Origin of the sequence: Kosakonia radicincitans DSM 16656, assembly GCF_000280495.2 — a bacterium.
GTDB lineage: Bacteria > Pseudomonadota > Gammaproteobacteria > Enterobacterales > Enterobacteriaceae > Kosakonia > Kosakonia radicincitans.
The window spans coordinates 1,922,180-1,943,403 of the sequence record NZ_CP018016.1 but is presented as its reverse complement, the minus strand read 5'-3'; the positions used below and the strand labels follow the sequence as shown (position 1 = coordinate 1,943,403).

At 55.2% G+C, this 21,224-nt stretch carries 23 protein-coding genes, 1 riboswitch and 1 other annotated feature; of the genes, 12 read left to right on the top strand and 11 right to left on the bottom strand.

Annotated features, from left to right (window positions below; all coding sequences use genetic code 11):
- Positions 1–9: 9 nt before the first annotated feature.
- The 3 genes from cbiB to Y71_RS30655 all read right to left on the bottom strand — a co-directional run bounded on the left by cbiB (position 10) and on the right by Y71_RS30655 (position 2,948).
- Positions 10–966, bottom strand: coding sequence for an adenosylcobinamide-phosphate synthase CbiB (gene cbiB / locus Y71_RS09440; protein WP_007371316.1), 957 nt, complete (start codon positions 964–966; stop codon positions 10–12).
- Entirely contained in the window at positions 963–2,342 is a 1,380-nt protein-coding gene (locus tag Y71_RS09435; RefSeq protein ID WP_007371315.1) for a cobyrinic acid a,c-diamide synthase CobB, read from the bottom strand. Before Y71_RS09435 ends, cbiB begins: the two co-directional genes overlap by 4 nt.
- Before the next feature lie 100 nt (positions 2,343–2,442).
- Positions 2,443–2,624: riboswitch (cobalamin riboswitch) on the bottom strand.
- Between the two features lie 204 nt (positions 2,625–2,828).
- Positions 2,829–2,948 (bottom strand): helix-turn-helix transcriptional regulator, encoded by a 120-nt coding sequence (locus Y71_RS30655; protein ID WP_390883941.1) that lies wholly within the window; start codon positions 2,946–2,948, stop codon positions 2,829–2,831.
- Between the two features lie 61 nt (positions 2,949–3,009).
- Here Y71_RS30655 and Y71_RS09430 point away from each other — a divergent pair, with 61 nt between their 5' ends.
- Complete coding sequence (locus tag Y71_RS09430) at positions 3,010–3,876, top strand: GHMP family kinase ATP-binding protein (RefSeq protein WP_035942179.1); 867 nt, start codon at positions 3,010–3,012, stop codon at positions 3,874–3,876.
- Between the two features lie 31 nt (positions 3,877–3,907).
- On the opposite strand, the gene Y71_RS09425 is transcribed toward Y71_RS09430, so the two are convergent.
- From Y71_RS09425 to dacD, 4 genes are all read right to left on the bottom strand, one after another.
- Positions 3,908–4,243: a DUF496 family protein gene (locus tag Y71_RS09425; protein WP_007371313.1), complete on the bottom strand. Its 336-nt coding sequence runs from the start codon at positions 4,241–4,243 to the stop codon at positions 3,908–3,910.
- Between the two features lie 166 nt (positions 4,244–4,409).
- Entirely contained in the window at positions 4,410–5,468 is a 1,059-nt protein-coding gene (locus tag Y71_RS09420) for an FUSC family protein (protein WP_007371312.1), read from the bottom strand.
- Between the two features lie 125 nt (positions 5,469–5,593).
- The gene (gene sbmC, locus Y71_RS09415; protein WP_007371311.1) at positions 5,594–6,067 is read right to left on the bottom strand and encodes a DNA gyrase inhibitor SbmC; all 474 of its coding nucleotides are present in this window, start codon (positions 6,065–6,067) and stop codon (positions 5,594–5,596) included.
- A gap of 121 nt (positions 6,068–6,188) precedes the next feature.
- Positions 6,189–7,349: a serine-type D-Ala-D-Ala carboxypeptidase DacD gene (gene dacD, locus Y71_RS09410; protein WP_007371310.1), complete on the bottom strand. Its 1,161-nt coding sequence runs from the start codon at positions 7,347–7,349 to the stop codon at positions 6,189–6,191.
- A gap of 210 nt (positions 7,350–7,559) precedes the next feature.
- Between dacD and sbcB the strand changes: the two genes are divergently transcribed.
- On the top strand, positions 7,560–8,984 hold the full coding sequence (sbcB, locus tag Y71_RS09405; RefSeq protein WP_007371308.1) for an exodeoxyribonuclease I: 1,425 nt from the start codon (positions 7,560–7,562) through the stop codon (positions 8,982–8,984).
- Positions 8,985–9,061: 77 nt separating this feature from the next.
- Here sbcB and Y71_RS09400 read toward each other — a convergent pair whose 3' ends face one another.
- The 3 genes from Y71_RS09400 to Y71_RS09395 all read right to left on the bottom strand — a co-directional run bounded on the left by Y71_RS09400 (position 9,062) and on the right by Y71_RS09395 (position 11,582).
- Positions 9,062–10,420, bottom strand: coding sequence for an APC family permease (locus tag Y71_RS09400; RefSeq protein ID WP_007371307.1), 1,359 nt, complete (start codon positions 10,418–10,420; stop codon positions 9,062–9,064).
- The gene (gene yoeI, locus Y71_RS31165; RefSeq protein WP_488197362.1) at positions 10,410–10,472 is read right to left on the bottom strand and encodes a membrane protein YoeI; all 63 of its coding nucleotides are present in this window, start codon (positions 10,470–10,472) and stop codon (positions 10,410–10,412) included. Before yoeI ends, Y71_RS09400 begins: the two co-directional genes overlap by 11 nt.
- A gap of 285 nt (positions 10,473–10,757) precedes the next feature.
- Positions 10,758–11,582, bottom strand: a complete 825-nt coding sequence (locus Y71_RS09395; protein WP_007371306.1) for an SDR family oxidoreductase — start codon at positions 11,580–11,582, stop codon at positions 10,758–10,760.
- Between the two features lie 177 nt (positions 11,583–11,759).
- Between Y71_RS09395 and hisL the strand changes: the two genes are divergently transcribed.
- From hisL to hisIE, 9 genes are all read left to right on the top strand, one after another.
- Entirely contained in the window at positions 11,760–11,810 is a 51-nt protein-coding gene (gene hisL / locus Y71_RS29945; protein ID WP_001364200.1) for a his operon leader peptide, read from the top strand.
- Positions 11,786–11,908, top strand: a sequence feature (His leader region). Its footprint overlaps the gene before it by 25 nt.
- Positions 11,909–11,942: 34 nt before the next feature.
- Positions 11,943–12,842: an ATP phosphoribosyltransferase gene (gene hisG, locus Y71_RS09390; RefSeq protein WP_007371305.1), complete on the top strand. Its 900-nt coding sequence runs from the start codon at positions 11,943–11,945 to the stop codon at positions 12,840–12,842.
- A gap of 4 nt (positions 12,843–12,846) precedes the next feature.
- Entirely contained in the window at positions 12,847–14,151 is a 1,305-nt protein-coding gene (hisD, locus tag Y71_RS09385) for a histidinol dehydrogenase (protein ID WP_007371304.1), read from the top strand.
- On the top strand, positions 14,148–15,209 hold the full coding sequence (gene hisC / locus Y71_RS09380) for a histidinol-phosphate transaminase (protein WP_007371303.1): 1,062 nt from the start codon (positions 14,148–14,150) through the stop codon (positions 15,207–15,209). The genes hisD and hisC overlap by 4 nt, the downstream gene beginning before the upstream one ends.
- Entirely contained in the window at positions 15,206–16,273 is a 1,068-nt protein-coding gene (gene hisB / locus Y71_RS09375; protein WP_007371302.1) for a bifunctional histidinol-phosphatase/imidazoleglycerol-phosphate dehydratase HisB, read from the top strand. Before hisC ends, hisB begins: the two co-directional genes overlap by 4 nt.
- A complete protein-coding gene (hisH, locus tag Y71_RS09370) occupies positions 16,273–16,863 on the top strand; it encodes an imidazole glycerol phosphate synthase subunit HisH (protein WP_007371301.1) in 591 nt (196 codons plus the stop codon). Before hisB ends, hisH begins: the two co-directional genes overlap by 1 nt.
- Positions 16,863–17,600: a 1-(5-phosphoribosyl)-5-[(5-phosphoribosylamino)methylideneamino]imidazole-4-carboxamide isomerase gene (gene hisA / locus Y71_RS09365; protein WP_007371300.1), complete on the top strand. Its 738-nt coding sequence runs from the start codon at positions 16,863–16,865 to the stop codon at positions 17,598–17,600. Before hisH ends, hisA begins: the two co-directional genes overlap by 1 nt.
- Positions 17,582–18,358, top strand: a complete 777-nt coding sequence (gene hisF, locus Y71_RS09360; protein WP_007371299.1) for an imidazole glycerol phosphate synthase subunit HisF — start codon at positions 17,582–17,584, stop codon at positions 18,356–18,358. Before hisA ends, hisF begins: the two co-directional genes overlap by 19 nt.
- The gene (gene hisIE / locus Y71_RS09355; RefSeq protein WP_007371298.1) at positions 18,352–18,963 is read left to right on the top strand and encodes a bifunctional phosphoribosyl-AMP cyclohydrolase/phosphoribosyl-ATP diphosphatase HisIE; all 612 of its coding nucleotides are present in this window, start codon (positions 18,352–18,354) and stop codon (positions 18,961–18,963) included. The genes hisF and hisIE overlap by 7 nt, the downstream gene beginning before the upstream one ends.
- A 35-nt stretch (positions 18,964–18,998) precedes the next feature.
- Here hisIE and wzzB read toward each other — a convergent pair whose 3' ends face one another.
- The gene (gene wzzB, locus Y71_RS09350) at positions 18,999–19,982 is read right to left on the bottom strand and encodes an LPS O-antigen chain length determinant protein WzzB (protein ID WP_007371297.1); all 984 of its coding nucleotides are present in this window, start codon (positions 19,980–19,982) and stop codon (positions 18,999–19,001) included.
- Positions 19,983–20,184: 202 nt separating this feature from the next.
- On the opposite strand from wzzB, the gene Y71_RS09345 reads away from it, so the two are divergent.
- On the top strand, positions 20,185–21,189 hold the full coding sequence (locus Y71_RS09345) for an NAD-dependent epimerase (RefSeq protein ID WP_007371296.1): 1,005 nt from the start codon (positions 20,185–20,187) through the stop codon (positions 21,187–21,189).
- Positions 21,190–21,224 lie beyond the last annotated feature (35 nt).

The following is a 21,224-nucleotide window of genomic DNA, read 5'->3' as shown; positions in this document are numbered from 1 at the left end:
TCTTCATCCTTATGCGCCCACGAGGGCAAGGTGTATCAGCGCAAACAGTGCCAGCGCCAGCGTGGCGGCAAGCCACATCATGCGAATGGTACGGGGAATGTCATCCGGCGTGATGGCGCGGAGCTCATCGCCAATCCACGGTTTTTCGACTCGCTGGCCGAAATAGTCATTTGGCCCGCCAAGCCGCACGCCAAGCGCCCCGGCCACGGTACCTTCCGGCCAGGCGCAGTTGGGGCTGCTGTGGTTGCGCCGATCGCGAAAACCGATACGCAGCGCATTGCCCGCATCATTACCTGCGAGCCATGCCGCCATACTGAGTAACGGCCAACTCAGACGCGCCGGGATAAAGTTGGCGACATCATCCAGCCGCGCGCTGACCATGCCGATCGCGCGGTATTTTTCATGCTTGTAGCCCACCATCGAATCCAGGGTATTGACCGCTTTGTAGGCCATTGCCAGCGGCGCGCCACCGAGCAGTAAAAAGAACAGCGGCGCGATAACACCATCGACAGTGTTTTCCGCGACGGTTTCCACTACCGCGCGGGTGATTTGCGGCGGCTGGAGCTGCGCGGTATCACGACCGACAATCCACGACAGCTTTTCGCGGCTTTCGGCAAGCGAACAGAAGCGCAGCGCCTGCTCCACTTCCCGCGCCATATCCGCAAGACAACGCGTGGCAAGCAGGGTGTAAATCATCCACACCTCCACGCACCAGCCGAACCACGGATGGATTGCCTGCGCTAGCGCGAGCACGCCCCAGGCAACGCTCCAGGTGATGCCCACTACCAACAGCCACATCACCCCGCCGCCGATGCGCAGCGCGGTATCGCTGCGGCACACTCGGCGGACGGCGCTTTGTACCAGGTTAATCAACGCGCCGATCCAGCGTACCGGATGCGGCCAGTGCGGCGGGTCGCCAAGTAAGCGATCGAGCAGAAATGCGACACACCAGGCCAGCAACGTCATGACGCGCTCCTTGCGGCAGCAAACCAGTGTTCCAGTATCGTTGGACGCTGGGCGAAATGCAGATGTAAATAGCTGGCAAAGGTGTTGCCCACCTGCCAGCCGCCCTGCCAGCGCTTCAGCACTTCGCCATCGCGCGTTTTATGGCACGCCAGCACGGCATCGCCGCGCGGGGTGAAATCGGAATAGTGAAACTCGTGGCCGCGCAGGGTTTCCCCTTCGGCAGCAAGTAAGGTCTGCTGCGTTGCGCGGGCTTCGCAGTAACCAAAGCGGGTGAGCTTACTGCCCATCCGGCTGTAACCGGGGATGGCACCGACCATCGGCCACTCATCACCTGCGGCATCCAGCAACGTATCGCCGAGATACATCAGGCCGCCGCACTCGGCATAGATCGCCACACCACGCCGGTGCGCAGCGAGAATGGCATCCCGCATCGGCTGGTTTGCCGACAGCACGCGCGCGTGTAGCTCCGGGTAGCCGCCGCCCAGCCACAGCATCTGGCATGCGGGCAACTCATGGTCATGCAGCGGGCTAAAACGCACGATGCGTACGCCGGTGTGTTCAAGCAGTTGCAGATTATCGGCGTAGTAAAAGTTGAAGGCTTCGTCGTCGGCCAGCGCCAGCGTCAGCCCTGCGCCCGCCTCTGGCGCGGGCATGGCAGGAAGCTCACCCTGCGGCAGCGTGGTGGTCTTGCTCAGAGCAAGTAAGCGGTCAATATCAAGGGTCTGTTCCAGGCGTGCGGCAAACTCCTGCCATGGCTGCGCGTCGACGACCGACTCACGGGAAGTGACCAGACCAAGATGACGTTCCGGCAGCGCCACGCCGGGATCAACAGGAACATATCCCAGCACCGGCAAGTCACAGTAATGCTCAATGGCGTGTTTCAACAGTTGAAAATGGCTGTCGCTGTTTACCCGATTGACGATCGCTCCGGCAATGCGCAACTGCGGGTCAAAGTGCTGAAAACCCATCACCGTGGCGGCAATGGAGGTGGATACGGCTTTGCCATCAACCAGCAGGATCACCGGAAGCGCAAGCTGTTTTGCCAGCGCCGCACTGCTGCAATAGTTAGGGTCGGTGCCGTAGCCATCGTAAAGCCCCATTACGCCCTCAATGACGGCGACATCGGCAGCGGTGAAATGTTGGCGAAACAGCGCATTTAACGCAGACGGCGGCAGCATAAAGCTGTCGAGATTGCGGGAAGCCACGCCGGTAACGGCGCTATGCCAGGCGGTGTCGAGGTAGTCCGGCCCCACTTTGAAGGGTTGCACGAGTAAACCACGACGTTGCAGCACGGTGAGCAGCCCGAGCGTGACGGTGGTTTTCCCACAGCCGCTGCCGGTTCCGGCAAGAATAAAGGCGCTGCGTCTGTCTGACATTCCTGTAACCCCGTAGCGGGCAGGAAGAACGGAGCCAGGACGCGTGTTGACCCGGTCTTTCGACCGCACGCTACTGAGCAACCCACTTCCCACCGAAGTTGTTGATAATGTCCATCAGGCCGGTCTTCTGGCTTAGCGTCATCCTCACCCGCCCTTCCCGATCTTACGATCAGTGGCGATTACGGGGTCGTCAGCATTACAGCAGCGGGGGCTGCGGGGGATTTACACCCCCTTCCCAGCCGCAAAATACAGTTGCGGCAAACCTGATAGATTTTTAATCACGGTACGTCATTATTACCCTGATTTTTCCCTGTACGAACTATATCGCAGCAGGGAAATAAAAACGGATTCAGTTTATCTTTGAGCAAATAATAATTTGTTGCGCTATGACAATTTATTGCTCACCCTTTTCATCCCCCCCGGCATATTAAGGCTTCAGAAAGTTCTCAAGCACATACGGAATAACAAAATATTGCTAACGGAAATTTAATCGCCCTTATAATTTGCATTATTTCGCAGACGAAATGCCTGCGGAGTCAGTTGACAGATCTGGCGAAAAACTTTGCAGAAATAGCGGGTCTGCGAGAAATCTACATTGCGCGAAATTCTGGCGTTCGCCGGGTCGAAGTGACACTATCCTGGCTTTGATTGTGAAGGGAGTTACAGCGTGGCGTTGGCACACTTTCCCGCATCGTGCGGTGAAATAATCCAGGGCTGGATCCTGGGAGGTGAAAAACTGGTCTCCTGTCCGGTGGACTGGTACAGCAGTGTCGAAGTCACATACGGCAAACCTCGGTTGGATGAACGACCACTGATGCGTCGTATGGTTAACCAACTCCTGGCGCACTGGCAGCTACCAGCCACACTGACGCATGCATTACGCATCGAGTGCTGCTCTACCATTCCACTGGCCAAAGGCATGGCCAGCAGCACCGCGGATATTGCCGCCGCCGCCGTGGCAACGGCCCGTCATCTTGAGCAACCGCTGGATGAGAAAACACTGGCGCAACTGTGCGTGGCGCTGGAACCGACCGACAGCACGATCTTTTCGCGCCTGACGCTGTTCGATCACAATACCGCTGCAACGCAGATTACCTGCGGCGGTTTGCCGGAGTGCGACGTGCTGCTGCTTGAAAGTCCGCTAACCCTGACCACTGCCGCTTATCATCGTCTGCCACGCCAGCAGGCACTGCTGGAAAATGCCCATACTCTGGATAATGCATGGCGCCTGTTGCAGCAAGCCTGCGAGGAAAATGATGCCGCGCGGCTGGGAGAAGCGGCGACGTTAAGCGCAATTGCCAGCCAGACGCTGCTGCCAAAACCGGCGTTTCCCGCCCTGCTCGATCTGGTGGAACGTTGCGATCTGTATGGACTGAATGTTGCCCACAGCGGAAGTGTGGTCGGGCTGCTGCTTGATAGTCAGCGCCATGATGTGGAAAGCGTTCGTCGGGAGTTGAAAGAGACCGGGTTGACGGCGCACTGGCCGCAAAACTATCTGCTGAAAATGGTGGCAGGAGGCGTGCTGGAAGGGTGAGAGGCGCACCTCTCACCGCTCGCTGGAGGCGTTATTCCGCTTTTGGCTCAATCGGCTTCAGTTCGCCCATAGTTTTGAGTTTTTTGGAGATTTCGCGGCGCTCTTTCGACAGTTCAGCATTTTTGATGATGTAATCGTCCACGCGATCTTCGTAGTCAGTCTTCATGCTGGCGATAATGCCCTGAATCGCTTCTACGCTCATACCCGGTTTAATGTAGTCGCTCAGGTTGTCCAGCAGCAGCACGCGCTTCTGGTTATCACGGATCTTCTTCTCCACGTCCTGGATTTCACGCTGCAATTTATTTTTGCGGCGGAACAGACGCACAAACTCCAGAACATCCTGGAATGAAGGCTTACTAGTTTCCATTTTTACACCCCTGATAATGTGAGATTCGGATTCGTTAAAGCAACCACCTTAGAGGCAAACCTACCCAATGTGGTCGCATAAGACAATGGTTTTTCCTGTCGGCTATCATAACCGCAAATGTAGCTGAATCGAAACAACCCATCAGCGGTATGTGGTTACCTGACTGTTATTTGCGCAACGCCCGACAGATCAAATGTGACAGTAGCTCCAGTTGACGGGCCAGCTCCATGCTCAGCCAGACGTAACCGTGAATCGAGGTTTCAGCCAGTGCATCGCCTTTATGTTCGCCGCTCAACTGGCGCAACTCCGCCACAATTTCACTGAGTTTTTCCGTGTTGGCCAGAATCGGCTGCGGGTTGCCTTCATACAGCGCATGCGCAATGGTCAGCAGTGTTTGCTGAGTCATCTGCTGAGTATCCCGCAGCGTATGCGCATTGATCATCACAAAATGACTGGTACGTGAGCTCCAGTGAGCATTGATTTGCAGCTCCAGCATGCAGACCATATTGCGGCTGACGGTCTGGATGGCTTCGAAAATCGCCTTTTGCAGATGTGTCTCTTTGCAGGCTGGCGCGATCAGACCGCGCATCTTCACCACATCGTTGAGGATTTTTTGCAGATGTTTTTCCAGCCGCGGCCGTTCGACCAGGTTACGGGAGAAACCCGCCTGATAAACGCGATTGAAGGCAGTGACGTAGTTGGCCATCTGAATACGCCAGTGCAAAAATGCCCGCTGCGGCCAGATCCCGGTAAACAGCATCGCCAGCAGCGAACCGATAATCACATCGCCGCTGCGCCACAGCGCGGTATGCATATCACCTGGCGGCGCGCCAACCACCACAGATAGCGTAATACCAATGAGCAGCGCCTGGTAAGGCTTTTTGCCCAGCGCCAGCCAGCCACAGAGAAACATCGCCACCGCGCACCACAGCAGCATCACGGGCAGCGAGAGCAGCTCCAGTTTTAATGCCACCAGACCCAGCGCCGCACCCAAAATTGTGCCGCCAATGCGTTCAAATGCGCGCGGAACCACGTTTCCCCAAAAGGAGATCGGCCCCATCAGAACCACCAGCGTGATCAGTGGCCAGGTTCCCTCCGGCACCTCCAGCAGACGGATCAGCAAAAAGGTCAGAATAAAAGCCAGCGCAATACGCACACCGTGTACGACACGATAATGGCGGTAAAGACGAATCTCGAAAGGACTGAGTGATTTGTCGCGACGCACAGTCGCTTCTCCCGATTGAACCGACAAAGGCGCAATTGTAGGATTTTTCGGACTCAGATAGCACCCTCTGCGATAAAAAAAGAGGCGACAGCGCTTCCTGTTACCTCTTCCGGTTAATTTATCGCTTACAGATTTTTCGGCTCAACCGGGATATGCATGTCGATTTCCCAGTAACCATCCTGCTGTGCATCGTTCAGGTAGACTTCAAAGCAGGGACCCGCAGCAATTTGCACAGATTGGTCGCTAAGCAGTTCATCAAAAAAGAGATCCCAGCACGCTTCGAACTCTTCGTTGTACACCCTCGCCTGCGCCACGGCATACTGGCCGCCGGGAATGTCGGTGAGGATCACCCCTTCGCTATTTGCCGGGATTTGAAAATCAGGATCGACGGTGATGGCAACGTCAGCGCGCAGCTTTTCCGGCGGCACTTCGTCAGGGTTATCGTAATAAGCGCACACCCACTCCAGCGGTGCGATCTTATTGCTGTCGACCCACATCATTAGCTGTTTAAAACCCTGCTTCACCGTCACATTCCAGGGCCCGACCAGATGGAACCCGGCGATACGACGTTTTTCCAGTTGCCTCACGTTGTAGCTCATGTTGACTCCCTTACCGTTACTGTTTGTTTATACAGTATAGCGTTCCGACGATCGCCTGGCATGTCGGAGTCATCAATTATGCGAGCAGACTCGCATCACCGCCACTCTGCCCGCACGCGCGTTACCCTTTGTGATGCAACCAGTCGCTCAGACGCGAGAACAAGCCGCCTTTGCCGACACTTTCCAGCGTGACCAGCGGCCAGTGAGCGATCAGTTGGTCGCGATCGTAGAGTTGAATCTCCCCTACTTGCTGATGCGCAGCCAGCGGCGCATCCAGCTCTTTACTGCTCAGCACATACTTCGCTTTGACGTTCTGCACTTCTGCTTTTGGCAGCACCAGCCAGTGATCCTGATCCGTACCAACCGCAATCTGCTCTTTATCGCCATACCACACGCGCTCGCTGCCGACTTTTTTGCCGTTACGCAAAATTTCGACGGTATCGAAGTTTTGTTGTCCCCAGTGCAGTAATTTGCGCGCCTGATCTTCACGGCCTTTCGGACTGTCCGCACCCATAACCACCGCAATCAGTCGGCGCTGACCATCGACGCTGGAGGCGATCAGGTTAAAACCCGCACCTGAAGTGTGACCGGTTTTCAGCCCGTCGACGTTGAGGGTTTTGTCCCACAATAGCCCGTTACGGTTTTGCTGGGTGATGCCGTTCCACGTCAGGCTTTTTTCGCTATACATGTGGTAGAAATCCGGCTCGCCGTGAATGATGGCGCGGGACAGCACCGCCAGATCGTAGGCCGAACTGTGCTGCCCTGGCGCATCCAGCCCGTGGACAGTTTCGAAGTGGGTGTCGCGCAGATTCAGCTTCTGCACATAATCATTCATCATGGTGACAAACTGCGGCTGGCCGCCCGCAACATGATCGGCCAGCGCCACGCAGGCATCGTTACCCGAATCGACAATCAGACCACGGCTCAGATCGCGCACGGTCAGACGGTCGCCTGGTTTCAGGAACATCAGCGATGAACCGTCAAAAACCGGGTTTCCTTTCGCCCACGCATCCTTCCCCACCGTCACCACATCATCCGCGCTGATACGATGGCTGTCGATCGCCCGATCCACTACATAGCCGGTCATCAGTTTGGTCAAACTCGCCGGATTACGCTGCTGATGCTCGTTGCCCGCAGTTAAGATTTGCCCGGTGGTGTAATCCATCAATACCCAGGAGCCAGCCTGAATAGCTGGCGGCTGTGGGGCAAAAGGTAAGTCGTCGGCCTGGGCGTTATGTACGCAAATCGCCAGCAAAGAAGCAGCAAACAAACGGCGTTTCAATGAAATATCCTCAATAGCAGCTAAAATCGCTGTCCTTTTTACGGAACTTCGCGTGTCGTTACCTGGTTAAATTGCAAAAAAATGTGACACAGATCAGTTTTAACGCGCTGTTTTTGCGAGGTTCTGCGGAACAGTGACGGGTTTTCCTTCGGTACACAGGGTGGGATGGTTTACCATAAGCAACATATTTACTGACAGGATGAGCAACTGGTGTCTGATTCCGCCGCAACGCCCACTTTTCTCTTTCACGATTATGAGACTTTCGGTACCAGCCCGGCGTTGGATCGCCCGGCGCAGTTCGCCGCGCTGCGTACTGATGCCGATTTTAATGTCATCGGCGAGCCGGAAGTTTTCTACTGTAAACCGGCAGATGATTACCTGCCGCAGCCCGAAGCAGTGCTGATCACCGGTATCACGCCGCAGATTGCGCGCGCCAAAGGCGAGAACGAGGCCGCGTTCGCCCGGCGTATTCACGATCTCTTTACCGTACCGAAAACCTGCGTACTCGGTTACAACAATGTGCGTTTTGACGACGAAGTCACGCGCAATATCTTTTATCGCAACTTTTACGATCCGTACGCCTGGAGCTGGCAGAACAACAACTCGCGCTGGGATCTGCTGGATGTGATGCGCGCCTGCTACGCCCTGCGCCCGGACGGTATCAACTGGCCGGAGAACGACGACGGCCTGCCGAGTTTTCGCCTTGAACATCTGACGAAAGCCAACGGTATCGAACACAGTAATGCCCACGATGCGATGGCCGATGTGTACGCCACCATTGCAATGGCGCAACTGGTTAAAGCAAAACAGCCAAAGCTGTTTGACTATCTCTATAGCCATCGCAACAAGCAGAAACTGGCGGCGCTGATCGATGTTCCGCAAATGAAGCCGCTGGTGCACGTTTCCGGCATGTTCGGCGCGTGGCGTGGCAATACCAGTTGGGTTGCGCCGCTGGCCTGGCACCCGGAGAACCGCAACGCGGTGATTATGGTGGATCTCGCGGGTGATATGTCGCCACTGCTGGAACTGGATGCCGATGCCCTGCGCGAGCGTCTGTATACGCCAAAAGCGGATCTCGGTGAGAGCGCGGCGGTGCCGGTGAAGCTGGTACATCTGAATAAATGCCCGGTGCTGGCGCAGGCCAATACGCTGCGCCAGCAGGATGCAGAGCGGCTGGGCATTAACCGCCAGCAGTGTCTTGATAACCTGCAGATTCTGCGTGACAACCCGCAGGTGCGGGAAAAAGTGCTGGCCATTTTTGCCGAGGCAGAACCCTTCGTGCCGTCAGAGAATGTTGATGCGCAGATCTACAACGGCTTTTTCAGCGATGCCGATCGCGCAGCGATGAAAATCCTGCTCGAAACCGAGCCGCGTAACCTGCCCGCTCTCGATATTACCTTTGCCGACGGGCGCATTGAAAAGCTGCTGTTTAACTACCGGGCGCGCAACTTCCCCGGCACGCTGGATGAAAACGAGCAACAACGCTGGTTGCAGCATCGCCGTAACGTCTTTACGCCGGAGTATTTGCAACAGTACGCCGAACAGATCCAGGCGCTGTTCCAGCAACACGACGGTAATAGTGAAAAGCAGGCTCTACTGAAGGCGCTGTGGCAGTACGCGGAAGAGATTGTCTGAGCACGAGTAGCCTGACCTTGAAGCATAAAAAAACCGGAGGCCTTGACCTCCGGTTTTTTGTCTCTGCGTAAAGCGATTTACGCGATGTCTTCGTACTGCGGCACCGGGTTGCGGAAGCTGCGGGTAACACAGGCCAGATAAACCAAGCCGATTGCGCCCCAGATGAGACCCAGAATCATTGAGCTCTGCTCAAGGTTGATCCACAGCGCCCCCACCGTCAGCGCACCGCATACCGGCAGAACCAGGTAGTTGAAGTGATCTTTCAGCGTTTTATTGCGTTTTTCACGGATCCAGAACTGCGAGATCACCGACAGATTCACAAAAGTGAATGCCACCAGCGCACCAAAGTTAATCAGCGCCGTTGCCGTGACCAGATCGAATTTAATCGCCAGCAGTGCAATCGCGCCGACCAGCAGAACGTTCCACGCTGGGGTACGCCATTTCGGATGTACATAGCCGAAGAAACGGGACGGGAACACGCCGTCGCGGCCCATTACGTACATCAGACGGGACACGCCCGCATGCGCGGCCATACCGGAAGCCAGAACGGTAACGCTGGAGAAGATCAGCACGCCCCACTGGAAGGTCTTACCGGCAACGTACAGCATGATTTCCGGCTGTGAAGCATCCGGATCTTTAAAGCGGGAGATATCCGGGAAGTAGAGTTGCAGGAAGTAAGATGCCGCAATAAACACTACGCCGCCAATCAGCGCGGTGAGGAAGATAGCACGCGGGATCACGCGTTCAGCATCTTTGGTCTCTTCAGACAGCGAGGAGATACCGTCAAAACCAAGGAACGAGAAACACAGGATGGTTGCGCCAGTGATCATCGGCACAACGTGCGCACCTTCAGACCAGAATGGACGGGAACTGACCAGCGTGCCCGCGCCTTCACCATGTGAAACGCCGTAAATGATCAGACCGACGATGACCGCGACGATGCCCATTTGCAGGATCACGATCAGGGTGTTGAAGTTCGCCACGGTCTTGATGCTGCGCAGGTTAGAGATGGTCATAAAAGCCACCAGAGCGACCACGAAGAGCCACGACGGTACGGACGGCACCAGCGCTTCGAAGTAAATTTTCGCCAGCAGGATGTTGATCATCGGCATGAACAGATAGTCCAGCAGCGATGACCAGCCGACCATAAAGCCGACAGCCGGAGAAATAGATTTCTGTGCGTAAGTGTACGCAGAGCCTGCGGACGGGAAGCGGCGCACCAGCTTACCGTAGCTCAACGCAGTAAAGAGGATGGCGACCAGCGCAAACGCATAAGCGGTTGCGACGTGACCATCGGTCAGGCCGGAGACGATACCGAATGTATCGAACAGCGTCATCGGCTGCATATAGGCAAGGCCCATCATTACAACCGGAATTAACGTAAGCGTCTTACGTAATTCCACGCGAGAGGTTTTTGGAGTAACGTTATGCGACATGGCTATCCCCCAGAACGGTGTATACCGCCGCAAAAGCAAAAAATTGCCCCATTTGTGTTCTTTCCTCAGCGACAACGACTGTCGGTTTTTAAATGTGTATCTATCCGGTACGAAGCCCGGCCTCTTTTATTGAATGACGTTTTTGCCCGCAAAAAAAATAACCGACGGATTAAGGTCGGTTACTCTCTATTTTTGCAGCGGCACATTTTGCACCAGATTGAGGCGCGATGACAATACAGTGCAAGCCAACTCACTGCATTGGTGCAATCAAACGACTGATTTTCAAGCGTTTGGCGAACTATTAATCATACGAATAGCATTTTTTGCACAAAAATCGTCACGACAACGGCATATTAAACGGATCGGGGTAGAGATATTCGAAGCCCAGCTCATTACAAATCCGGCTGCCATCAATCACTTTGCCCTTATCCTGAGACGTTGATTCGAGGAAATGCGGCGGCGCCAGTCCAAGCTGACGTGCCATCTGCGGATAAAAGCTTTCCCGAGAGGGATGAGACGGCGCGCAGAGATTGTAGATGTGCCCACCTTTGGGTGCCTGTAACAGCAGCGTAATAGCCGCAATAACATCTTCCAGATGCACCAGATTAACGCCATGCTGGCCGTCAGGCGCGGTTTTTCCGGCGAGGAATCGCCCCGGGTGACGCGCAGGCCCGACAAGCCCCGCCAGGCGCAGAATATCAACGGAAGTCCCCGGCAAATTGTGCAGCCAGTCTTCCAGTTCTTTCAGTACCCGCCCGCTGGGCGTCACCGGCTCGCGCGGCGTGCTCTCTTTCACGATGCCCGTTGCATCGCCATAGACAGATGTCGAACTGGTAAAGATGATGCGAGGAATACGATACGCCAGCGCGCTGTCGACGATTTCCTGCGTCGCCTGCAAATAGAACTCTTCGCCAGGCCCACTGCGCCGCGCGGGAAGCGTGATCACCAGTGCATCGACATTCATCAGCGCGTCGAGATCGTCCGTATCACATACCAGTTCCGGTTCGAGATTCAGCAAATAACTTTCGATACCGCACATGCGCGCGGCTTCCACGCCATCGGGGCGGGTTTTGCTGCCGGTCACCTGCCAGCCCCGCGCCATTAACGATAATGCCAGCGGCATGCCCAGCCATCCTAACCCGACAATTGCGACCTTTTTCATGCTTCCTCCCCTTCCTTTCCGGCACCTGACTCTTCAAGGCTACGCCAGCCAGCGACAACTGACAATTCATACAATGTATATGAAATGAATGAATGATTAAAAAAAGCCCTTGCGTTTGTCAGCTAAAGTGGTTTAGGTTAATCAACATTATGTGAATAAGCATTCATTGAGAATTTTATGACCCGCGTTCAATTTAAACACCACCATCATCACCATCATCCTGACTAGTCTTTCAGGCGATGTGTGCTGGAAGACGTTTGGATCTTCCAGTGGTGCATGAACGCAGAGAAAGCCCCCGGAAGATCTTCTTCCGGGGGCTTTTTTTTGAACCAAATTCAGCAGGATAAAGAGGACAACAGAATGTTAGATAATACGCGTTTACGCATAGCTATTCAGAAATCCGGCCGCCTGAGCGATGACTCTCGCGAACTTCTGGCCCGTTGCGGCATTAAGATCAACCTGCACACGCAGCGTCTGATCGCACTGGCGGAAAATATGCCGATCGATATTCTGCGCGTACGCGATGACGACATTCCGGGGCTTATCATGGACGGCGTCGTCGACCTGGGCATCATTGGCGAGAACGTGCTGGAAGAAGAGTTGCTGACTCGCCGCGCGCAGGGCGAAGATCCGCGTTACTTCACCCTGCGCCGTCTCGATTTCGGCGGTTGCCGCCTGTCGCTGGCCACGCCGGTGGATGAGTCCTGGGATGGCCCGGCAGCGCTGGATGGTAAACGCATCGCCACCTCTTACCCGCACCTGCTGAAACGCTATCTGGATCAGAAAGGCGTCTCTTTCAAATCCTGTCTGCTGAACGGTTCTGTTGAAGTTGCACCGCGCGCCGGTCTGGCCGACGCGATTTGCGACCTGGTATCAACCGGCGCCACGCTGGAAGCTAACGGTCTGCGCGAAGTTGAAGTGATTTACCGCTCGAAGGCGTGCCTTATCCAGCGCGACGGCGAGATGAGCGACGCCAAACAGCAACTGATCGATAAATTGCTGACCCGTATTCAGGGCGTTATTCAGGCCCGCGAATCGAAATACATCATGATGCACGCGCCAAGCGAGCGTCTGGAAGAAGTTGTCGCTCTGCTGCCGGGCGCTGAACGCCCGACCATTCTGCCGCTGGCGGGTGACCAGCAGCGCGTGGCGATGCACATGGTGAGCAGCGAAACCCTGTTCTGGGAAACGATGGAAAAACTGAAAGCGCTGGGCGCCAGCTCCATCCTGGTTCTGCCGATTGAGAAGATGATGGAGTAAGGCCATGAGTTTCAATACCGTAATTGACTGGAACAGTTGTAGCGAACAACAGCAACGCGACCTGCTGATGCGCCCGGCTATCTCAGCCTCGGAGAGCATTACCCGCACGGTAGTGGAAATCCTTGATAATGTCCGCGCGCGCGGCGATAACGCGCTGCGCGAATACAGTGCCAAATTCGACAAAACGCAGGTTGATGCGCTGAAGGTCACCGCTGACGAAATCCGCGAGGCCAGCGCCCGACTGAGTGACGAACTCAAGCAAGCGATGGCCGTGGCGGTGAAAAATATCGACACCTTCCACAATGCACAAAAATTGTCGACCGTGGATGTGGAAACGCTGCCTGGGGTGCGCTGCCAGCAGGTGACCCGCCCTATCGCCTCCGTCGGCCTCTATATTCCCGGCGGTTCGGCTCCGCTGTTCTCCACGGTGCTGATGCTGGCGACGCCAGCACGTATCGCCGGATGCCAGAAAGTGGTGCTCTGCTCGCCGCCGCCGATTGCCGATGAAATTCTCTATGCCGCGCAGCTGTGCGGCGTGCAGGAGATCTTTAAAGTCGGCGGCGCGCAGGCCATTGCGGCGCTGGCTTTCGGTACGGAATCCGTACCGAAAGTTGACAAGATCTTCGGGCCGGGCAACGCCTTTGTTACCGAAGCCAAACGCCAGGTGAGCCAGCGTCTCGATGGCGCGGCCATTGATATGCCGGCAGGCCCTTCCGAAGTGCTGGTGATTGCCGACAGCGGCGCAACGCCGGATTTCGTGGCCTCCGATCTGCTGTCTCAGGCGGAACACGGCCCCGACTCTCAGGTGATCCTGCTGACGCCGGACAGCAGCATGGCTTCCCGCGTTGCCGACGCCGTTGCGCGTCAACTGGCGGATCTGCCGCGCGCGGAAACCGCTCGCCAGGCGCTCTCTGCCAGCCGCCTGATTGTGGCGCGCGATCTGGCGCAGTGCGTGGCGATTTCCAATCTCTACGGCCCGGAGCACCTGATTATTCAGACCCGTGACGCCCGTTCGCTTGTCGATGGCATCACCAGCGCCGGTTCGGTGTTCCTCGGCGACTGGTCGCCAGAATCGGCTGGCGATTATGCTTCCGGCACCAACCACGTTCTGCCGACCTATGGCTATACCGCAACCTGCTCCAGCCTGGGGCTGGCAGATTTCCAGAAACGCATGACAGTGCAGGAACTTTCGCGCGACGGTTTTGCGCGGCTTGCCAGCACCATCGAAACGCTGGCGGCGGCTGAACGTCTGACCGCCCACAAAAACGCCGTCACCCTGCGCGTCAAGGCGCTGAAGGAGCAAGCATGAGCATTGAAGAACTGGCGCGTAAAAACGTACGCGAACTGACGCCTTACCAGTCTGCCCGCCGCCTGGGCGGCAAAGGGGATGTCTGGCTGAACGCCAACGAGTTCCCGACAGCGGTGCAATATGAACTTACGCAACAGACGCTGAACCGCTATCCGGAGTGCCAGCCGAAAGCGGTTATCGAAAATTATGCGCAGTATGCCGGGGTGAAACCGGAGCAGGTGCTGGTCAGCCGTGGCGCAGATGAAGGCATCGAACTGCTGATCCGCGCCTTCTGCGAACCAGGCCAGGATGCGGTTCTGTTCTGCCCGCCGACTTACGGCATGTACAGCGTCAGCGCCGAAACGCTGGGTGTCGAGTACCGAACCGTGCAGGCGCTGGCAGACTGGCAGCTCGATTTACCGGCTATCGCCGACAAACTGGACGGCGTGAAAGTGGTCTATGTTTGCAGCCCGAACAACCCGACCGGACAGATTATTAAGCCGCAAGATATGCGCGTCTTGCTGGAAATGACGCGCGGTAAAGCCCTTGTGGTAGCCGATGAAGCCTATATTGAATTCTGCCCGCAGGCGACGCTGGCCGGTTGGCTAGCAGAATATCCGCATCTGGTGGTGCTGCGCACGCTGTCGAAAGCCTTTGCGCTGGCGGGTCTGCGCTGTGGTTTCACGCTTGCCAATGAAGAGGTGATTGCCCTGCTGCTGAAAGTGATCGCCCCTTACCCGCTCTCCACGCCGGTGGCCGACATCGCCGCGCAGGCGCTCAGCCCGCTAGGCATTGTGGCCATGCGTGAACGTGTGGCACAGATCCTCGCGGAACGCCAGTATCTGGTTAGCGCATTAAAGAATATTCCGTGCGTTGAGCAGGTGTTCGACTCGGAAACGAACTATATTCTCGTGCGCCTGACAGCCTCCAGTGCGGTGTTTAAATCTTTGTGGGATCAGGGCATTATCCTGAGAGACCAGAACAAACAACCTTCTTTAAGCGGCTGCCTGCGTATCACCATCGGCACCCGCGCAGAGAGCCAGCGCGTCATCGACGCCTTACGTGCGGAGCAAGTATGAGCCAGAAGTACCTGTTTATTGACCGTGACGGAACATTGATTTCCGAGCCGCCAAGTGACTTTCAGGTCGACAGATTCGACAAACTGGCCTTTGAGCCAGAGGTGATCCCGGTGCTACTGAAGCTGCAAAAAGCGGGCTACCAGCTGGTGATGATCACCAATCAGGATGGTCTGGGCACCAGCAGCTTCCCACAGGCCGATTTCGATGGTCCGCATAACCTGATGATGCAGATCTTCACCTCGCAAGGGGTGAATTTTGAAGAGGTGCTGATCTGCCCGCATTTCCCTGACGATGGCTGTGACTGCCGCAAACCGAAGGTGAAAATGGTGGAGCGCTGGCTGGCAGAACAGGCGCTGGATCGCGCCAACAGCTATGTGATTGGCGACCGCGCAACCGATATCGAACTGGCGGACAACATGGGGATCGGCGGTCTGCGCTATCACCGCGAGACGCTGAACTGGGCGATGATCGGTGAGCAACTGACGCGCCGCGATCGTTATGCTCACGTCGAACGCACCACTAAAGAGACGCAGATTGATGTCAAAGTGTGGCTGGATCGCGAAGGCGGCAGCAAAATTCACACTGGCGTCGGTTTCTTCGATCACATGCTGGATCAGATCGCCACCCACGGCGGTTTCCGCATGGAGATCACCGTTAAAGGCGATCTCTATATTGACGATCACCACACGGTGGAAGATACCGGCCTGGCGCTGGGCGAAGCGCTGAAACTGGCGCTGGGCGACAAGCGCGGCATCAACCGTTTTGGCTTTGTACTGCCAATGGATGAGTGTCTGGCACGCTGCGCCATGGATATCTCTGGCCGTCCGCACCTGGAATATAAAGCCGAGTTCACCTATCAGCGCGTGGGTGATTTGAGCACCGAAATGGTCGAGCACTTCTTCCGTTCGCTCTCCTACACCATGGCGCTGACTCTGCATCTGAAGACCAAAGGCAAAAACGACCATCACCGTGTGGAAAGCCTGTTTAAAGCCTTCGGCCGCACGTTGCGTCAGGCAATTCGCGTGGAAGGCGATACCCTTCCCTCCTCAAAAGGAGTGCTGTAATGAATGTGGTGATCCTTGATACCGGCTGCGCCAACCTGAATTCGGTGAAATCCGCCATCGCCCGTCACGGTTATGAACCGCTGGTGAGCCGCGACCCGGATGTGGTGCTGCGCGCCGACAAACTGTTTCTTCCCGGCGTTGGTACCGCGCAGGCGGCGATGGACCAATTGCGCGAACGCGAACTTATCGATCTGGTGAAAGCCTGTACCCAACCGGTGCTCGGCATCTGTCTTGGCATGCAGTTGCTGGGCCGTTTTAGCGAGGAGAATAAGGGCGTCGATTTATTGGGTATCATCGACCAGGATGTGCCGAAAATGAAAGATGTCGGCCTGCCGCTGCCGCATATGGGCTGGAACCAGGTCTATCCGAAAGCGGGCAACCGCCTGTTCCAGGGCATTGACGATGGCGCGTACTTCTACTTTGTTCACAGCTATGCGATGCCGGTCAATGAGAACACCATTGCCCAGTGCCAGTACGGTGAAGCGTTCACCGCCGCCGTGCAAAAAGATAACTTTTATGGCGTGCAGTTTCACCCGGAACGCTCGGGGCGCGCGGGTGCGCAACTGTTGAAAAACTTCCTGGAGATGTGATGATTATTCCCGCTTTAGATTTAATCGACGGCACGGTGGTGCGTCTCCATCAGGGCGATTATGCGCAGCAGCGTGACTACGGCAACGATCCGCTACCGCGTTTGCAGGATTATGCTGCACAAGGTGCCGAAGTTCTGCACCTGGTGGATTTAACCGGGGCGAAAGATCCGGCTAAGCGCCAGATCCCGCTGCTGAAAACGCTGGTCGCCGGAGTGAATGTTCCGGTGCAGGTCGGCGGCGGTGTGCGCAGCGAAGAAGATGTTGCGGCCCTGCTTGACGCGGGCATGGCGCGGGTGGTGATTGGTTCTACCGCCGTCAAATCCCCGGAAGTAGTAAAAGGCTGGTTCACCCGGTTTGGTGCGGACCGACTGGTGCTGGCGCTGGATGTGCGTATTGATAAACAGGGTACGAAACAGGTGGCCATCAGCGGCTGGCAGGAGAACTCCGGCGTTACGCTGGAGACGCTGGTGGAAACCTACCTCGCTGTGGGCCTGAAACATGTGCTGTGCACGGATATTTCCCGCGACGGTACGCTGGCCGGTTCCAATGTTTCGCTGTACGAAGAGATTTGCGCGCGCTGGCCGCAGGTGGCGTTCCAGTCTTCAGGCGGTATTGGCGATATAAATGATATTGCCGCCCTGCGCGGTACCGGTGTACGCGGCGTGATTGTCGGACGTGCGCTGCTGGAAGGTAAATTCACTGTGAAGGAGGCCATTCAATGCTGGCAAAACGGATAATCCCTTGTCTCGACGTGCGTGATGGTCAGGTGGTGAAAGGCGTGCAGTTTCGCAATCACGAAATTATTGGCGATATTGTTCCGCTGGCGAAACGCTATGCCGAAGAAGGTGCAGACGAGCTGGTGTTTTATGACATCACCGCCTCCAGCGATGGTCGTGTTGTGGATAAAAGTTGGGTTGCGCGCGTCGCGGAAGTGATTGATATCCCCTTCTGCGTGGCAGGCGGTATTAAATCTGCCGATGATGCCGCAAAAATTCTCTCATTCGGTGCGGATAAAATCTCCATCAACTCTCCGGCGCTGGCCGCTCCTGAGTTGATCACCCGACTGGCTGACCGCTTTGGCGTGCAGTGTATTGTGGTAGGTATTGATACCTGGTTTGATGCCGCTACCGGTAAATACCACGTAAACCAGTATACCGGCGATGAAAGCCGTACCCGTGTGACAAAATGGGAAACGCTGGACTGGGTGCAGGAAGTGCAGAAGCGTGGCGCCGGGGAAATCGTGCTGAATATGATGAACCAGGATGGCGTGCGCAACGGTTACGATCTTGAGCAGTTGAAAAAAGTGCGTGCGGTGTGCCATGTTCCGCTGATTGCTTCCGGCGGTGCAGGCACCATGGAACACTTTCTGGAAGCGTTCCGCGATGCGGATGTTGACGGTGCGCTGGCCGCTTCTGTCTTCCACAAACAGATTATTAATATTGGTGAATTAAAAACGTACCTGGCAGGCCAGGGCGTGGAGATTAGGGTATGTTAACAGAGCAACAACTGGCCCAACTGGACTGGGAAAAAACCGACGGACTGCTGCCCGCCGTGGTGCAACATGCGGTTTCCGGCGAAGTGCTGATGCTGGGTTATATGAATAAAGAGGCGCTGGCGAAGACGCTGGAAAGCGGTAAAGTGACCTTTTTCTCCCGCACCAAAGGGCGTTTGTGGACCAAAGGGGAAACCTCTGGCCACTTCCTTAATCTGGTTAATATTGCCCCGGACTGTGACAACGATACCCTGCTGGTGCTGGTGAACCCGATCGGGCCAACCTGCCACACCGGCACCTCAAGCTGCTTTGGCGATAATAGCCATCAGTGGTTGTTCCTGTATCAACTTGAAGAGCTGCTGGCATCGCGTAAAACCGCCGATCCGGCAAGTTCCTATACAGCCAGACTGTATGCCAGCGGCACCAAGCGTATCGCGCAAAAAGTCGGGGAAGAAGGTGTGGAAACAGCGCTGGCCGCGACCGTACACGACCGCGAAGAGCTGACGAATGAAGCCTCTGACCTGATGTATCACCTGCTGGTGCTGTTGCAGGATCAGCAACTGGATCTGACCACCGTGATTGAGAACCTGCGCAAGCGGCATCAGTAAGGCGTAAAAAAACCGGGCAACGCCCGGTTTTTTATTTACGCGTTTGACTGATGATTCCTGAAGGCGTTACGCACCAGTACGTAGCCTGAACCAATAATAACTCCCAGTAAAACCGCCAGTATCAGTGTCAAGGCGCGCTTAGGGCTGTCACGATGGATCGATAGCGTGGGTTTCATAACATAGCGATAACCGTGAACACTTTCCGGTTTCACCTTAATTGTCTGAATATTCAAAAGGTTTTGACGAACCTTGTAATAATCATCGGAGAATAGCAAAGGGCGGGATGATTCATTTTTGATCATTGATTCCAGCGCTGAGCTCCCAAGCAAGAACAACGTATCCTGCGACACGTTTTGCGCCTGCCGCACCTGCGGAGACTGCACTTCTGCCTCTTTTGCAACAGAAAGCGCCTGCGCAATCTGTTTAATGCGCAGATCTTTTTGTTCCTGCGCCACTTTTTCCTGCGCTGCGAGTGTTTCAACCAAATCGGCTGAACGGGATTTGATGCTGGTGTTTAAATCATCGATCAGCTCTTTGGCGATCTGTTGATCTACTTTTTCAATATATTGCGCCAGTTTTTGCTGAGCTTCTCTGGCCGTCGGGCCCTGATAGGTAAGTTTGAGAGGTAGCGGTTGCCCCTGCACCGCAGGGTCAATGGTCAGTTTCTCGGGTTTTTCCTGGTTATACAGTGTTTCAGCTAAAGCAGAAAAAGCAGAATTAAAACGCCCAATTACAAGCTGCTGAATGTCAGCAATCTCGTACTTGCCATCATTGTTCAGCACACTCATTGCGTTTGTATAGCTGGCAATCTGCCCGGCATCAGGCGAACTGATAACAGCGACGGAAGTCCATTTCTCCTTGGCAACGCTTAAATAAGCGACAGCAATAACCAGACACAACAGAACAAATAATCCAACGAGCCATTTTCCACGCCAGATTTGCAAGAAAAGGTCAATTAAATCAACATTTTCCTGATTATTGCCTCGGCTGGCTGGGAAGCCATTTTTTTCGTACGTCATAGCAACCTTAAATGAGAAGCGCATAAGAGAAATAGTATAGAGCGCGAGTTTAACCATTCATGCTTTTTTTTCTATAGGATTACATGTAAATGTGTTTTGCTGTTTATTATTTCACCTTATTCTGATGTCTATAACTTATAGCGATTAGCCTGTCAGCATCATACAATATGCGAATTGTATTAGATGTCATAAAGGATGAGAGATGAAATTTCTGGTTACCGGCGCGGCCGGCTTTATCGGCTTCCACGTCAGCGAGCGCCTTTTGCAGGCAGGCCACCAGGTTGTAGGGATTGATAATCTCAATGATTATTACGATGTGAGTCTGAAACAGGCGCGCCTGGATCTGCTGGCCTCGCCCGGCTTCAGCTTCCACAAGATTGACCTCGCCGACCGTGAGAATATGGCGCAGTTGTTTGCGACGGAGAAATTCGACCGGGTGATCCATCTGGCGGCGCAGGCTGGCGTACGCTATTCGCTGGAAAATCCGCATGTTTATGCCGAATCAAATCTCATTGGGCATCTGAACGTACTGGAAGGTTGCCGCCACAATAAAGTACAGCACTTGCTCTATGCCTCCTCCAGTTCTGTTTATGGCCTGAACCGTAAAATGCCGTTCTCCACAGATGATTCCGTTGATCATCCGGTTTCGCTGTATGCGGCAACCAAAAAAGCTAACGAGTTGATGTCCCACACCTACTCTCACCTGTACGGATTACCGACTACCGGTTTGCGTTTCTTCACCGTTTATGGCCCGTGGGGCCGCCCGGACATGGCGCTGTTTAAATTCACCAAAGCGATGCTGGAAGGCAAAAGCATCGACGTTTATAACTACGGCAAGATGAAGCGCGACTTCACCTATATCGACGATATCGTTGAAGCGATTGTCCGTATGCAGGAGGTCATTCCGCAGGCCAATCCGGCCTGGACGGTTGAAACCGGCACGCCAGCCAGCAGCTCTGCGCCTTACCACGTCTATAACATCGGCAATAGCTCACCGGTGGAGTTGATGGATTACATTACGGCGCTGGAAGAGGCGCTGGGCATTGAAGCACAGAAAAACATGCTGCCGATTCAACCGGGCGATGTGCTGGAGACCAGCGCAGATACTCAACCACTGTACGAAACGATCGGTTTCAAACCGCAAACCTCGGTTAAAGAAGGGGTGAAACGCTTTGTTGAGTGGTACAGAGACTTTTATAAGGTATAAAAAAACGGCCCTTATGGGCCGTTTTCATTTTTCGT

Excerpts from the sequence above, each read along its gene's own strand:
- cbiB (WP_007371316.1), bottom strand. The coding sequence starts at position 966 with ATGACGTTGCTGGCCTGGTGTGTCGCATTTCTGCTCGATCGCTTACTT.
- Y71_RS09435 (WP_007371315.1), bottom strand. The coding sequence starts at position 2,342 with ATGTCAGACAGACGCAGCGCCTTTATTCTTGCCGGAACCGGCAGCGGC.
- Y71_RS09425 (WP_007371313.1), bottom strand. The coding sequence starts at position 4,243 with ATGGAAACTAGTAAGCCTTCATTCCAGGATGTTCTGGAGTTTGTGCGT.
- sbmC (WP_007371311.1), bottom strand. The coding sequence starts at position 6,067 with ATGAGCTACAACGTGAGGCAACTGGAAAAACGTCGTATCGCCGGGTTC.
- Y71_RS09400 (WP_007371307.1), bottom strand. The coding sequence starts at position 10,420 with ATGTCGCATAACGTTACTCCAAAAACCTCTCGCGTGGAATTACGTAAG.
- Y71_RS09395 (WP_007371306.1), bottom strand. The coding sequence starts at position 11,582 with ATGAAAAAGGTCGCAATTGTCGGGTTAGGATGGCTGGGCATGCCGCTG.
- hisG (WP_007371305.1), top strand. The coding sequence starts at position 11,943 with ATGTTAGATAATACGCGTTTACGCATAGCTATTCAGAAATCCGGCCGC.
- hisD (WP_007371304.1), top strand. The coding sequence starts at position 12,847 with ATGAGTTTCAATACCGTAATTGACTGGAACAGTTGTAGCGAACAACAG.
- hisC (WP_007371303.1), top strand. The coding sequence starts at position 14,148 with ATGAGCATTGAAGAACTGGCGCGTAAAAACGTACGCGAACTGACGCCT.
- hisB (WP_007371302.1), top strand. The coding sequence starts at position 15,206 with ATGAGCCAGAAGTACCTGTTTATTGACCGTGACGGAACATTGATTTCC.
- hisH (WP_007371301.1), top strand. The coding sequence starts at position 16,273 with ATGAATGTGGTGATCCTTGATACCGGCTGCGCCAACCTGAATTCGGTG.
- hisA (WP_007371300.1), top strand. The coding sequence starts at position 16,863 with ATGATTATTCCCGCTTTAGATTTAATCGACGGCACGGTGGTGCGTCTC.
- hisF (WP_007371299.1), top strand. The coding sequence starts at position 17,582 with ATGCTGGCAAAACGGATAATCCCTTGTCTCGACGTGCGTGATGGTCAG.
- hisIE (WP_007371298.1), top strand. The coding sequence starts at position 18,352 with ATGTTAACAGAGCAACAACTGGCCCAACTGGACTGGGAAAAAACCGAC.
- wzzB (WP_007371297.1), bottom strand. The coding sequence starts at position 19,982 with ATGACGTACGAAAAAAATGGCTTCCCAGCCAGCCGAGGCAATAATCAG.
- Y71_RS09345 (WP_007371296.1), top strand. The coding sequence starts at position 20,185 with ATGAAATTTCTGGTTACCGGCGCGGCCGGCTTTATCGGCTTCCACGTC.